Annotated in this window: 10 protein-coding genes; 5 read left to right on the forward strand and 5 right to left on the reverse strand. The window is 43.6% G+C overall.

The features are described 5' to 3' along the window. Position 1 precedes the first annotated feature (1 nt). From H8S64_RS14810 to H8S64_RS14820, 3 genes are all read right to left on the reverse strand, one after another. Positions 2-1291 (reverse strand): AAA family ATPase, encoded by a 1290-nt coding sequence (locus H8S64_RS14810; protein WP_186977019.1) that lies wholly within the window; start codon positions 1289-1291, stop codon positions 2-4. Further along, positions 1284-4244 (reverse strand): type I restriction endonuclease subunit R, encoded by a 2961-nt coding sequence (locus H8S64_RS14815; RefSeq protein ID WP_186977021.1) that lies wholly within the window; start codon positions 4242-4244, stop codon positions 1284-1286. The genes H8S64_RS14810 and H8S64_RS14815 overlap by 8 nt, the downstream gene beginning before the upstream one ends. Before the next feature lie 105 nt (positions 4245-4349). Then, entirely contained in the window at positions 4350-4862 is a 513-nt protein-coding gene (locus tag H8S64_RS14820) for a GNAT family N-acetyltransferase (protein WP_186977023.1), read from the reverse strand. 376 nt (positions 4863-5238) lie between these two features. Here H8S64_RS14820 and H8S64_RS14825 point away from each other — a divergent pair, with 376 nt between their 5' ends. Further along, positions 5239-6417 (forward strand): OmpA family protein, encoded by a 1179-nt coding sequence (locus H8S64_RS14825; RefSeq protein ID WP_255469555.1) that lies wholly within the window; start codon positions 5239-5241, stop codon positions 6415-6417. 53 nt (positions 6418-6470) lie between these two features. Here H8S64_RS14825 and H8S64_RS14830 read toward each other — a convergent pair whose 3' ends face one another. Next, positions 6471-7022, reverse strand: coding sequence for an RNA polymerase sigma-70 factor (locus H8S64_RS14830; RefSeq protein WP_186977025.1), 552 nt, complete (start codon positions 7020-7022; stop codon positions 6471-6473). A gap of 441 nt (positions 7023-7463) precedes the next feature. On the opposite strand from H8S64_RS14830, the gene H8S64_RS14835 reads away from it, so the two are divergent. The 4 genes from H8S64_RS14835 to H8S64_RS14850 all read left to right on the forward strand — a co-directional run bounded on the left by H8S64_RS14835 (position 7464) and on the right by H8S64_RS14850 (position 11062). Then, entirely contained in the window at positions 7464-8156 is a 693-nt protein-coding gene (locus H8S64_RS14835; protein WP_099290722.1) for an iron-sulfur cluster assembly scaffold protein, read from the forward strand. A gap of 88 nt (positions 8157-8244) precedes the next feature. Beyond that, a complete protein-coding gene (locus H8S64_RS14840; protein WP_099290723.1) occupies positions 8245-9243 on the forward strand; it encodes a GGGtGRT protein in 999 nt (332 codons plus the stop codon). Between the two features lie 347 nt (positions 9244-9590). Further along, positions 9591-10244, forward strand: a complete 654-nt coding sequence (locus tag H8S64_RS14845) for a hypothetical protein (protein WP_186977027.1) — start codon at positions 9591-9593, stop codon at positions 10242-10244. Positions 10245-10423: 179 nt separating this feature from the next. Then, complete coding sequence (locus tag H8S64_RS14850) at positions 10424-11062, forward strand: hypothetical protein (protein ID WP_186977029.1); 639 nt, start codon at positions 10424-10426, stop codon at positions 11060-11062. A gap of 20 nt (positions 11063-11082) precedes the next feature. Here H8S64_RS14850 and H8S64_RS14855 read toward each other — a convergent pair whose 3' ends face one another. Continuing rightward, the gene (locus H8S64_RS14855) at positions 11083-13542 is read right to left on the reverse strand and encodes an outer membrane beta-barrel family protein (RefSeq protein WP_186977031.1); all 2460 of its coding nucleotides are present in this window, start codon (positions 13540-13542) and stop codon (positions 11083-11085) included. Positions 13543-13609: the final 67 nt, after the last annotated feature.

Here is a 13609-nt window from a genome sequence, read left to right on the forward strand (position 1 = left end):
ATTAATTATTCCTCCTTGTATTCTTCTTTTTCTTAGATTTTTCAAATTGAGAAGGGTCTATTCTTTCCAATTTTTCAGATGAAATTCGTTGTTCGATTTCTTTTTCCTCAAATTCTGACTCCTTCTCTATAATTGTTTTTTCCACATCCCCATTTGAGTTAATCGATACCTTCTTTTCTTCGACAAGAAGTATAGGTAATTCAAATTGATATTTATTTAGAAATGCCCGCAAGATATTCTTAAAAAGCTTCTTGTTATCTTCCCCCATTTCAACCGGTTCGTAAATAGAATACTTCCCATGGCTCAATAGGTTTAGTGCACGCGAATAAAGCACCTCATCCTCTATTCCATGAATACATTTAGAAAAATCATCATAACCAAAAAAAGTAGATGTTTTTTCCAAAACACTACGCAATATATTGAAATGGTAAGTGCTTATTTCTCCGGAATTCATCACTCGCTGAAGTTCGCTCAATAATGCGACATGATGGAAAAAAGGTGTTTCATCTGTCGCTTGCAAAGTATACCCTTCATTTCCGTTTCTATGTAGAAAATAACGTTTACACGCATGTTTTTTTAATTCATTGCAGACTACATTAAAAAATAAACTGTGGTGAGAAGAAATTATAAATTTTGCCCTATCCTTCCCTTTTTTCAATAATTGCGATAAATCACTGGCAACAGCAATGGCATTATTGTCATCTAAAGAAGAAATAGGATCGTCTATATAAATATATTTAACCCAATTGTATGATTCTGCCCCATCAATAACTAATTCACAAATCGCAAGGAAAATACACCAAATAAATATATTTTCTTCTCCGCGGGAAATTTTAATATTGTCTTGAATAATATACTCTGGTTTTTCAGTATCAAGTTTATATTCTGGATTGGGAATCTTTTTGCTGAAAATAACATTCCAACTTTCATAATCGAATTTAAAATCAAATTCAGCATAACGTTCTAAATATGCAAAAATCTTCTCCTCTAATGACAACTCCTTAAAACCGTTAAAAAATTTTGAGTCAACATTCATTTTAAGAGTTCGTTCTAAATCATTTTCCAAATCATTGTCCCAATGAAACAGGTCTTCTGTAAATGCATTAAAATAAAGGGTGTCTCCCATCTTTTCATTTTTCCCTTTATTTTTAAATTCTATGGATAAACGAGTCTTCCCTGTGCCATTATATGCATAGATTAAAACAAAAAGATAAATATTCAAGTCATCACGCAATCTTGTGACAAGATTTGATAATGTTTTGTAAGGGTATATTTTAGATTGATTATTCATAAGCTCCTAATCCAGATATTTCACGCCCTTGGGCTTGTTTTTTCAAGAGAGGTACCAAATCTTCCATTAAAGCAAGTTCCTTCATCCTGCGTTCTTTCCAAGTTAATTCCAAGGGTTCGAGAAGATCGGTTAATTTTTCTCCGTCAAAAATCATTCGATTCATAATTTCATCTATGAATTTTTTTAACGTTATTGTTGACAAACCATGTTTACTAGCAACACCTGCCAATTCTTTCACGCTTTTCTCTACCTTAAAGTACTCATAACCTTCACGCAAGGCATTTGCATCTTGCCCCTTATTCCAGTCTAAACTATTAATATATTCAGTTAAATCTTCCTGTTCGTCCATTAAATTGGAAGTCGAACCAAGTAAATTAATAACCTGATTTTTAGTCATTCTCTGTTTAGTCGATTTCTTTTGGGTACTATCTGCAATCAACTCCATAATATAATCATAATCAATCAAAGCAGAAGCAAAAAGCACGAATTCAAAATCAAGCTGTTGCACTTCGGGCGGAGCCTGATTCCCTTCTTTCTGCTGTATTTCCCGGAATTTCTTGGCTGTTTCTATATAAGAACTTCTAAACGAACGTAAAATATTTTCGGGTAATATGGTTTCAATTTGAGTTTGTTGTTCTTCATCCAAATCGGTATATTGGTCAAGCTGAGTTTTTAACCGTTGTACTTCTTTGAAATTTTTTATAAACGCTATCCGCGCAGCATCACCTTTTAGACCATACACAGCTTCCGGCTCGCAAAGCAAATCGTTTTTCAACATAAAATCGCCTAACTTTTCTACCGCCTCTTTATATTTTTCAATCACGACCGGGGCAGGATCAACCAACCAGATTTCTCGTGATTTTCCGGTGTCTTCTCCAGAAAATAAGGCAATAGCAGTATCCACCGCTTCTTGTTGATGGCGAAAATCTAAAATATTACCATACGGCTTCATCTCGTTCAGCACCCGGTTCGTGCGAGAAAAAGCCTGTATTAATCCATGATACTTCAGATTTTTATCCACATACAAGGTATTAAGATATTTAGAATCGAATCCCGTCAATAGCATATCAACCACAATCACAATATCAATTTTGTTTTTGTGTGGATAATCGGCATCGCTATATTGATAGTCTTTGATACGTTTCTGCACATCTTGGTAATACAAGTCAAACTCATTGATACTATGATTTGTCCCATATTGTTTATTATAATCCTTGATAATAGCTTTTAATGCCACTTTCTTTTCATCAGGATTTTGTTTATTATCTTCTTTTTCCTGCTCCAAATCCTCTTGAATTTGTTGTATATCTTTATTCCCCTCGGCGGGAGGAGAAAAAACACATCCGACATTGAGCGGAATAAAATTCTTGTTTATCTTTTTCCTTTGTTTTTGAATTTCTTTAAAAAGCTGATAATACTCTATGGCATCATTAATAGAAGCTGTTGCCAAAATAGCATTGAAACGTCTTGCCCCGGTAGCCGCATCATGTTTATCAATAATCGCCTCCACTATAGCCCGCTGTGCAAGGACTTCTCCGGGCTTGGACTGAGTATTCCCTTTAAAATAATCGACATGAAAACGTAGTACATTTTCATCTTCTATAGCATGGGTTATTGTATAAGCATGTAACAACTTCTCAAAAATATCTTCGGTTGTTTTGTAAGAAGCCCGCCCTTTTTCCCTGATATTATATGTTGCATTATCATCAAAAATAGGTGTTCCTGTGAATCCAAAAAGCTGAGCATTAGGAAAGAACTCTTTAATCGCCTTGTGGTTATCGCCAAATTGTGACCGATGACATTCGTCAAAAATAAAAACTACACGCTTTTTGCTTAATGGTTCCAAACGTTCTTTGTAGTTTTTCTTATTATTTCCATCTAAAGCTAGACCTAACTTTTGAATGGTCGTTACAATTACTTTGTCCGCATAATCCGTAGAAAGCAATCGCTTTACCAATGTTTCCGTATTAGTGTTTTCCTCTACACTTCCTTCTTGAAATTTATTAAACTCCTCACGGGTTTGTCTGTCCAGATCTTTGCGGTCAACAACAAAGAGGCACTTTTCGATATCCGGATTGTCCTTTAATAATGTAGAGGCTTTAAATGAGGTCAGGGTCTTACCGCTTCCGGTGGTATGCCATATATAGCCATTACCACGGTTTTGATGGATACAATCTACAATTGCTCTCACCGCATAAATCTGATACGGACGCATTACCAATAATTTCTGTTCACACTCAACCAAAACCATATACTTGCTTATCATTTCACCCAAAGTACACTTGGGAAGAAACTTTTCGGTAAAGGTGTACAGATTTCTAACTGGATTATTATTTTCATCAGCATATTTATATACCGGCAAAAATCGTTCATCAGCATTAAACTGAAAATGTTGTTTTTTATTATTCGCAAAATAATACGTATTATTACTATTACTAACTATAAACAACTGTATAAAACATAACAACGAATTGGTATAGCCATTGCCCGGATCATTTTTATAGTCTACAATCTGCTGCATTGCTTTACGCGGAGATATTTCTAGTGCTTTTAGTTCTATTTGAACAACCGGAATGCCATTGATAAGAATAATCACATCATAACGATGATGACTGTTACTCGTGTTGACACGTAATTGATTGATTACCTCATATTCATTCTTGCACCAATCTTTAATATTAACCAAAGTATAATACAATGGCGTACCGTCTTCACGCTGGAAGTAATTTCTGTCACGCAATAATTTTGAAGCTACGAATACATCAGGGTTTATGATTTCAGTTTTCAGGCGTTCAAATTCTCTATCAGTTAACCTTACCCTATTAAGTATCTCAAATTTTTCTCGAAAATTTCTCTCAAGACTATTCTTATCGTGAATATCTTCCCGATAGGTATATTTAAGTTCTTCTAACTTTTTAATAAACGAACTTTCTATTTGAGCTTCTCTTGTCATAGATACAATATCTAATATGAATTAAATTAGAACTTCAAAGATAATGATAAATTTTCAGCATTCTCTACAACGCATAACTTTACTTTTCTGGAAACTATCTTACATTTACCCTCTATGTACGCCATAAACCAAATGCAACATATCAACACCCCGAAAATGTTTAACAAAAGCCGCCACTTTTTTCATCCCGTTCCGCGATGCCACGTTTTGAGAAGCGACATTCGTATCCCGTATTATCGAGTACACTTCATCAAAACCCAACTTTTCAAAAGCATACTCCTTGCAAGCAATAGCCGCTTCCGTGGCATACCCTTTATGCCAAAACTCCTTTCTCAACAGATAACCGACCTCCGGAACCCGCTTCCCGTCACAATCTTGCCACGTGACACCACATTGTCCTATTAACTCCCCACTCTCTTTCTCCACAACTCCCCACAACCCGAAACCATCATTCGCGTATCTCCGGAATTGCCGTTCTAACCATTCCTGCACCTCCTGATTATTATAAGCCCCCTCGTAAGCATACATCACCACGGGATCTTGTAATAACTTACACACTTCATCAAAATCTTCTTGAACAAGTTCTCTTAAAATCAATCTTTCCGTTTCCAGTATCATATTTTCACCTTTTTTATTCTGCAACAAATTTAACGCTTCCGAAAAACAATTCAATCCAACATGAATATTTAATTCATACTCATCATTATCGCGAAAATAAAATAAACACAAATCCACTATTTATGCTACTACATAGCCACGATTTTGACGCAATTGATATATGTGTTTCTTTCAATAAAATTGTATTTTATTTGTATTATACAAATGACGAAAAAACACAATTACATCCACAAAAATGACGCAATTCGAAAAAATATAAAATATAAATGTATTATAAATGAAAATAATGTATATTTGCGCCATGAAAAACAATCGTTTTTGAATTAGAAGGGATGTGATTTTGTTCATTATCCTATAACAAATTAACTAATATTGTATGAAAAGAGTATTTATTTTGTTATGCATCGCTGCATTGCCTCTTTTGGCTAGTGCCCAAAACGAGAGCAACAACCTTGAAACTGAAAAAGGCAAAGCTTGGAGTGGCTTCGTCACTAACGGTTTCTGGGATAACTGGTTTACATCTTTCAATTTCGGGGGACAAATCTACTTCGGAGAATATGATAGCAAAGCCAGTTTCGGAAAACGCTTAACTCCGGCCTTTGACCTATCCGTTGGAAAATGGGTATTACCGACAATCGGAGCCCGGGTTCAAGCAGGCGGTTTCACGTTAAGAGGTGCCACGGCTAACGCCGGAAACATCTACGCTAAAGGCGCTCTTAAAAACGGATACTACAAACAAAAATGGCAACAATTCAATGTACACGTGGACGGATTGCTCAACTTATCAAATTGGATTGGAGGATACCGTACCGATCGTTTTTACGAGGCTGTACCGTTTGCCGGTTTCGGAATGATCCATGGTTGTTCTTCCGTGGATAACACCAAATTCATGTTCGCGGCGGGATTGATCAACAAAATGCGTTTAACTGACGCCCTCGATGTGAACGTGGAAATCAAAGGTAGTTTAGTACCGCAAGCATTTGACGGAGAAGTAGGCGGATGCAAGGGAGAAGGCATACTGGGAGTTTCCGTGGGTGTTACCTACAAATTCAAACAACGCAATTTCAGAAGAGAGAAAAAAGCTGAAACAATATATACCGGTGTTTCCCCGGAAATGTTGAGCGCCGCAGAAGCAAAATTGGCAGAACAAATCCGTCGTGCTGACCGTCTGCAAGACGAGTTGGATCAAACTCGTAAAGCTTTGGATGCAGAAAAAAACAAAGCAAAGACTATCAAGAACGCTCCATTGGCTATTTTCTTCAAAATAAACAAAGCCAACCTCACCAGAAAAGAACTGATCAACTTGGAATACTACGCTAACCTCATCAAGAGCAACCCGGGACAAGTTTACAAGGTAATCGGTTATGCGGACAAAGCTACCGGTAGCGCCGAATTCAACCAGAAATTGAGTGAAAAACGCGCACAAAACGTGGCTGACGCTTTAATCAAGAAATACGGCGTAGATGCCAAACAATTGGAAGTAATCGGTAAAGGCGGAGTTGAAAATCTTTACAAAGGAGATGTAGAATTAAACCGCGTTGTAATCATAGAATAAACGCGTATCCGTCTTTAGGCAAAAAAGGGACTGTTCGACAGTCCCTTTTTTGATTACCCCATAAAAAAGAAGAAGAAAAACGGCATAAGATCTTTCAAACTCTCTTTCAATATCTTTTTCCCGCGGGCCTTTTGGGCCTTAATCGTGTTAACGCTCAATCCTAACTCATTGGCCGCACTTTCATTATCCAATCCTTGGAAATAACAGAGTTCAAATACTTTGCGGCACTCTTCCGGCAACTTGTTCACGGCATCGGCCAATTCCCGGTAGATTTCCGTCAAGATAATATTCTCCTCGAATGACTCCACCCGCTCATCATAAGCTAATGAGGCGATATATCTATCGCGGGAACGCAAATTGCGCATATGGTTCAAACAACCGTTACGAACGGAAAGGTACAAAAAATTCTTCAAATGAATCACGGACTGGAATTGTGTCTTTTTTTCCAACAGAGTAATAAAGATATCCTGCACGACATCTTCAATCACTTCCTCGTCTTGTAAATACTTGGAAGCAAAATAACAAAGCGAACCATAATATTCCTTAAATACCGACTCGATATCATTCACATCACCATCAAGCCCTTGCATTTTACTTCTTACCATCTTACTTACTCTTTTCCATGCCACTAAAAATAAATAAAGAAATCAAATTCAGCTAAAAAAGTCTAATCAATTAATCGTAACAAAACAGAAAAAACATTAATCACAACTTAACACCCCGCCGATTCAACCGTAATCTTCGAGATACCCGTGTTATCCAACCGCCTGTCAATACTCATTCCTAACTCGGCTACAGGCAATAATTTCTTCATACACGCGTTGTTTAACTTACCAAAATTAGGTATAAACAAGCAAAATGCCAAATTTACCCCGAACTTTTCGTCACGAACAACAAATAATTATATATCAACATATTGAAACGCAAACGTATGCACAATTATATGTTTTATAAGATGTTTTTTATCCGGAACAAATGTGTTAATTTTGTCCGCGTTTAGGATTACGACAAGGTATTTAACAATATATCAATCAAAAACAAAGACAATGATTTACTCGCATGAAGTACAACACATGTGTGTTGTGAAAAAAGGACCTAATCACGGTCCGGCACCCATCCCGGAAGAGGGAAAATGGGTTCGTTCCAAAGAAATCAAGGACATTTCGGGTCTGACCCACGGTATTGGCTGGTGTGCACCGCAACAAGGGGCATGCAAACTGACCTTGAACATCAAGGACGGCATCATCGAGGAAGCCCTCGTGGAAACCATCGGTTGCTCCGGGATGACTCACTCCGCCGCCATGGCGTCTGAAATCCTTCCCGGCAAAACCCTGTTGGAAGCGTTGAACACGGACTTGGTTTGCGACGCCATCAACACCGCCATGCGCGAACTATTCCTGCAAATCGTGTACGGGCGCAGCCAAAGCGCCTTCTCCGAGGGTGGTCTTCCCATCGGTGCCAGCCTTGAAGACTTGGGCAAAGGAATGCGCAGCCAAGTGGGCACCATGTTCGGGACACGCGCCAAAGGAACCCGCTATCTCGAAATGGCTGAGGGATACGTTACCCGCATGGGATTGGACGAGGACGGAGAAGTCATCGGCTACGAGTTCATCCACCTCGGCAAATTCACCGACATGCTGAAAAAAGGTATCGACCCGAAAGAAGCGGTTGACAAGGCCAAAGGCAGCTACGGTCGCTTCGCGGAAGCCGTTAAATACATCGACCCGCGGCAAGAATAAATCAATTCACTAATTTTAAATTTTAGATTTTAAATTCAAAATGCCATTTTTCAATCTAAAATCTAAAATCATTAAATCTAAAATTATTATGGCTTTATTTGAAAGTTACGACCGCCGGATAAATCAAATCAACGCGGTATTAAATACACACGGGATCAAGGACATCGACGAGGCAAAGGCTATCTGTGACGCGAAAGGAATCGACCCGTACAAGATGTGTAAAGAAATTCAGCCCATCGCCTTCGAAAACGCGGCATGGGCTTACGTTGTAGGTGCGGCTATCGCCATTAAAAAAGGATGCAAGAAAGCAGCCGAGGCAGCCGAGGCTATCGGCGAGGGCTTGCAGTCTTTCTGCATACCGGGTTCCGTTGCCGCCGACCGCAAGGTAGGATTGGGACACGGCAATCTTGCCGCCATGTTGCTTCGCGAGGAAACGAAATGCTTCGCGTTCCTTGCCGGGCACGAGTCTTTCGCCGCGGCAGAAGGCGCTATCGGTATCGCCAAATCCGCCAACAAGGTACGCCAGCAACCCTTGCAGGTAATCCTCAACGGGTTGGGTAAAGACGCCGCCATGATTATTTCCCGTATCAACGGTTTCACTTACGTGCAGACCGAATTTGATTACTACACGGGAGAATTGAAAATCGTGCGGGAGAAAGCCTATTCCAAGGGAGAACGCGCGCAAGTGAGATGCTACGGTGCCGACGACGTTCGGGAAGGTGTTGCCATCATGCGCCACGAGGGCGTGGATGTATCCATCACCGGAAACTCCACGAACCCGACCCGTTTCCAACATCCCGTTGCCGGCACTTACAAGAAAGAGTGCATGGAAACCGGGAAGAAATACTTCTCCGTGGCTTCCGGTGGTGGAACCGGACGTACCCTGCACCCGGACAACATGGCAGCGGGTCCCGCCAGCTACGGCTTCACCGACACGCTGGGACGCATGCACGGTGATGCGCAATTCGCCGGCTCCTCGTCCGTCCCCGCTCACGTGGAGATGATGGGATTCCTCGGCATGGGAAACAACCCGATGGTGGGTGCCACCGTTGCCGTTGCCGTTTCCATCGAGGAAGCAATGAAATAAAAACCTCGTTTTCAATAAATTTTTCATTCGGGAAGGGTGTGTTTCGACATACCCTTCTCTCTTATCCCGCAAAATCCGGATTTCATCCTCACCCGCTAACACCCGAAATCAACCCATTCCCGTGTCCTATCTTACCCCCGGGGGTGGATTTTACCAAACTTTCAGGCGGTTGACTAAAGGCTTCGCCTGTTATTCGCCTGATGTTCGCCCACACCTAGCCCACGTTTTAATGAAAAATATATAAATTTAACTTGACAAACCATCCTTCCGGTAGTATCTTTAAAGTGCCTATGAAAAGGCAAAGTAGATGGAACGAGGGGTATTAGGTAATAATTAAAAGTAACATCATGGTAGAAATTAAATCAGGAGCACTAAAAGACGCCAAGGGGAAATACAAGGGAATGGTTATTTTCCAAAAAGGCAAGAAAACATTCGGCAGGGCATTGCCCTCGTATGACGGTAACGCAGGATCACCCACCCGGGCAGCACAAAACGCACGTCTGGCAGCGGTAGTCACGTTGTATCAATCAATAAAGGAGACATACCTGTGCCACGCATGGCGCATGGAAGCTACCCGAAAAGAAATCTCGTCGGGATACAACTTATTCATTAGCACCAATCTCCAAGCATACAGCACGGACTGCACGGTAGGAGATTTCCAACTACTACACCTCACACGGGGCGTATTACAGACACCGTTCCAATTGCGCCGGCAGGAAGCACCCGCGGGTACGCTTTCACTGACTTGGGAACCCGCCCCGTGGAGTAACTACCGCCGCAACAGGGACGAGTTGGCGCTGGCAGTAATCTATGACCACGAGCCGTTCCGGGTGGAGATTATCGACCACACGGGAATTACCCGAGAGGATGGCACGGCGGCAATCACGCTGGAGCACCCCCTCGCGAGGGAAGCGCACGTGTACGCGTTTTTCGTGAACACGACACGGGATGGATTCTCGAACAGCACTTATTTCAACGTGCCACTAAGAGGTGTGTATTGACACACCTCCGGTCTATAAAGTTCATAAAGCTGGGGCTCCGGCTCCTAAAGTTTATAAAGTTCATGATTTATACAAGTCATGATTGCAAGTCACGTGACCCGGTGAACCTTACAAACTTTACGAACCGCCATCACTTTATGAACCTTACAAACTTTATAAACCTTATAAACCTATTTATCATGGCAATATTTCAATCCAATCTATTCGATAAAGCATCGGGTTCCGTGGGCAACGTAACCATGTGCCAGTACAAGGGAAAAAACGTGGCCAAGGGCAAGATTTTCAGCAAAAAAAAGAAACAATCTCCCGCACAACGGGTGCAACAGGTACGATTCGCCACGCTATCCAAGCTATCCTTCCGCTTTTGCAACACGTTGCAAGCGAGCTTCCGGGGACAATCGTGGTCAACGGCTCGCGCCGCCTTCATCGGGACAAACCAGAACGCCGTGGAGGTAGACGAGGAAACGCTCGCCGTGACGATTCACCCGGAGCGTATCACCTGCTCGACGGGCAACCTGCTCCCGCCCACGGTGGCGCTCACCTGCAACGACGGGGAAAGACGCATCCACGCCGAATGGTTCCGACAACCGCTTTCTCCCGTGGCAAAAGACAAGGATGACTTATTTCTTGCTATTTTCGACCAAAAAGCGAAAAAAGATATCGTCTATCCGCTGGGCAAACGAGGAGAACCCGGCAAAGCGGATTTCCCGCTCCACAAGAAGTTTCAGCCGGAAAGCATCATCGCTTACGTCTTCGCGGTATCGCCTCTCAACACACGGGCTTCCCGGTCGGCATACACGGAGGTGAAACACGAGTAAAAGAGAAGCGGGGGCGCATCCTATTTTGCGGATGCGTCCTCCCGCTTCACGTCGTCGTTCACGATTCCCCGTTTTACCTTTTTCACGGTTGCCCGCAGGTTGCCGATGCGGTAGGACAGGCTGAAATTAAAACTCCGGTATTGCAGCACGTTCTCGTGATGCTGGATATATCCCGGGGCGGACACCACTCCTTTCAAACGGCGCAGGCCGTCGGCGAAGTTATTGCCACTGCAAGAGAAAGTGAGCCTGTCTTTCAGAAAACTCTTGTTCAACGTGAGCGCGTAGTAGTAGTAACCGTCGGAATCGTATTGAAGGCGGACACGGGAACCGAAATATCCCCCGTAAGCGCTGCACCGGATGCCCCACCACAAGGTTTGCTGCACGACCGCGGTCGCCGAGTATTGCCAGCCACGCGCGACGGAACGGATTTCGCGACTGTCGAGGTCGATGTAACCGACATTCCCGTTTACCCGCAAACTCGTCTTGCCGCCCAAGTTAGCGTTCACGAAAAGATTGAGCGTCACGCTGTTCTCTTGCCCGATATTCCCGAAGGTATTCACTTTCCGACCGTTCTCCATGAAGGTGTAGGCACGGATGGAATTACCCGAGTAACGATACTCGACGCTGGTATTTATCATCCACGCGGGAGTAAAGGTACTGAATCCCAAACTCACGATATGAAAACGTTCCGATTTCAAACGGCTGTTCCCGTATGATACCACGCTGGCGTTGGTTTCCGAGCGATAAGGATTGAGGTGCTGTATCCCCGGACGCATGACACGCGTGTTGTAGCCGACTTTCCAGACACGTGTCGGGGTTACCTGCAACGAGAACGTCACGGAAGGAATCACGTCCGTGAAACCGGCGTCAAAATCCGGCTCCGTTCGCGAGTGTAAGGCGACATCAAACGCGGCACGTTCGAGGCGTACCCCGGCTTTCAGCCCGAATTTACGATATTTCAAGGCATACGTCAGGTAAGCGGCGTAAATATTCTGCACGTGCAGGAATCTCTCTTCCTTTGCCGGAAGCGACTCCCAAGCTTCTCCCGAGTCTTCCCGACGTTTATAGATTCCCTTGCTAGAAGCGGTGCGACGGATGTATTTCAACCCGCATTCCAAGGTCTGCAAGGTATCGAACGGATGAACGTAATCCGCCTGAACGGTATGCTCGTCCGACCGTGCCTTGTTCTCATCCCGGATATCGTAAGGCGAGAAGGTGACTTGCGCGTTATCTTTCCAAAAGTCGAACATATACCGGTGATTGTACCCTCCCGATGGAATATAGTTGTACATGTAAGAAAGCGTGAAGAGTTGTTCCGGTTTCCGGAAAGTCCGTTGGTAATTGAAGGTCGCTTCCGTTCCCCCGTTATTTGTTTTCGACTTTTCGGTCGCGCGGTAACGGTACACGGGGGAGGCATCTTCCCGCTGCATCTCGTCCCGCTCCGCGGCTTCACGGATAATCTCGTACCGACGGGATGACAAGGAGAAAGTCAAGAGATTCAGAGAGTCCGCCTCGTAGCTTATCTCCGCGTTGATGTACGATGCCGGTTGACGTACCTTACCGCGCACTCTCGAATAGAGGTTGTGCGATTCCGTGTCATTCAGATTTGTCAACACGGAATTATATCTCGCGTCACGAAGATAATTGGGATAATGGGAGAAAAAGCCGGACGCCGATAACTTGTCGTACTTGAGCACCCCGCTCAAAGCAACACCCCATTTCCCGATATCGTCCACGTTACCCTGCACGAAAACAGAATACCCCTCCAACCCGCCTCGCGCCATCTCGATATTGATAATCCCACCCGTCCCCGAGGCGTCGTACTTCGCTCCGGGACTCGTGATGACTTCGATTTTTCTGACCGCCGTTGCCGGGATTCCTTTCAACGCCTTCCCCGGTTTCTGTTTCATCAAGCCGGAAGGACGCCCATTGATATATATGGTACACCCGCTCCCGTTCAGTTCGATATTATCGTCCCCGTCAACCGTCACGAGGGGAACTTTGCGCAACATATCGAGCGTGCTCGTCACGCGGGCATCGGGATCAGACTCGACATCATACGTTATCTTGTCTATCTCGAATTTTATCGGGAGCCTCTGCGCCGTGACGTTCACGTCCCCGAGCCTCTCCGCTGTTTCCCGCATGTACAGGATACCCAGCTCTGTCCCGTCCTGCCTCGTGCCGAGCGAAAACTCACGGGACACCGCCCGAAATCCCACGTGCGAGAGAGTCACCGTGTATTTCCCCGGCTGAAGTGCCGCCACCTGAAAATACCCGTTCGTGTCGGTCACGGTCAGTTTCACGGGAGCGGACGGGCGTTCCGCTCTCGCGACTCGTACCGTGGCATAAGCGACGGGCAACAAGGTAACACTATCTTTCAACCAACCGGACACGCTGCCCCCTTTCTCCTTCGGTTGCGCATAAACCGCCAAAGTCACGCAAAGTAATAAAATCAAGCTCAAATATTTTCTTCGATCCATCCGTTTCGTTTTTGAACAAAAATACACGAGTTTCCTTGCAGGCAGTTTACGCTATCCTTACATTTAC

Origin of the sequence: Butyricimonas hominis (genome assembly GCF_014287455.1) — a bacterium.
Taxonomy (GTDB): Bacteria; Bacteroidota; Bacteroidia; order Bacteroidales; family Marinifilaceae; genus Butyricimonas; species Butyricimonas muris.

Bases quoted from the DNA above. Each gene is read 5' to 3' on its own strand.
- H8S64_RS14810 (WP_186977019.1), bottom strand. From the start codon at position 1,291: ATGAATAATCAATCTAAAATATACCCTTACAAAACATTATCAAATCTT.
- H8S64_RS14815 (WP_186977021.1), bottom strand. From the start codon at position 4,244: ATGACAAGAGAAGCTCAAATAGAAAGTTCGTTTATTAAAAAGTTAGAA.
- H8S64_RS14820 (WP_186977023.1), bottom strand. From the start codon at position 4,862: ATGATACTGGAAACGGAAAGATTGATTTTAAGAGAACTTGTTCAAGAA.
- H8S64_RS14825 (WP_255469555.1), top strand. From the start codon at position 5,239: ATGAAAAGAGTATTTATTTTGTTATGCATCGCTGCATTGCCTCTTTTG.
- H8S64_RS14830 (WP_186977025.1), bottom strand. From the start codon at position 7,022: ATGGTAAGAAGTAAAATGCAAGGGCTTGATGGTGATGTGAATGATATC.
- H8S64_RS14835 (WP_099290722.1), top strand. From the start codon at position 7,464: ATGATTTACTCGCATGAAGTACAACACATGTGTGTTGTGAAAAAAGGA.
- H8S64_RS14840 (WP_099290723.1), top strand. From the start codon at position 8,245: ATGGCTTTATTTGAAAGTTACGACCGCCGGATAAATCAAATCAACGCG.
- H8S64_RS14845 (WP_186977027.1), top strand. From the start codon at position 9,591: ATGGTAGAAATTAAATCAGGAGCACTAAAAGACGCCAAGGGGAAATAC.
- H8S64_RS14850 (WP_186977029.1), top strand. From the start codon at position 10,424: ATGGCAATATTTCAATCCAATCTATTCGATAAAGCATCGGGTTCCGTG.
- H8S64_RS14855 (WP_186977031.1), bottom strand. From the start codon at position 13,542: ATGGATCGAAGAAAATATTTGAGCTTGATTTTATTACTTTGCGTGACT.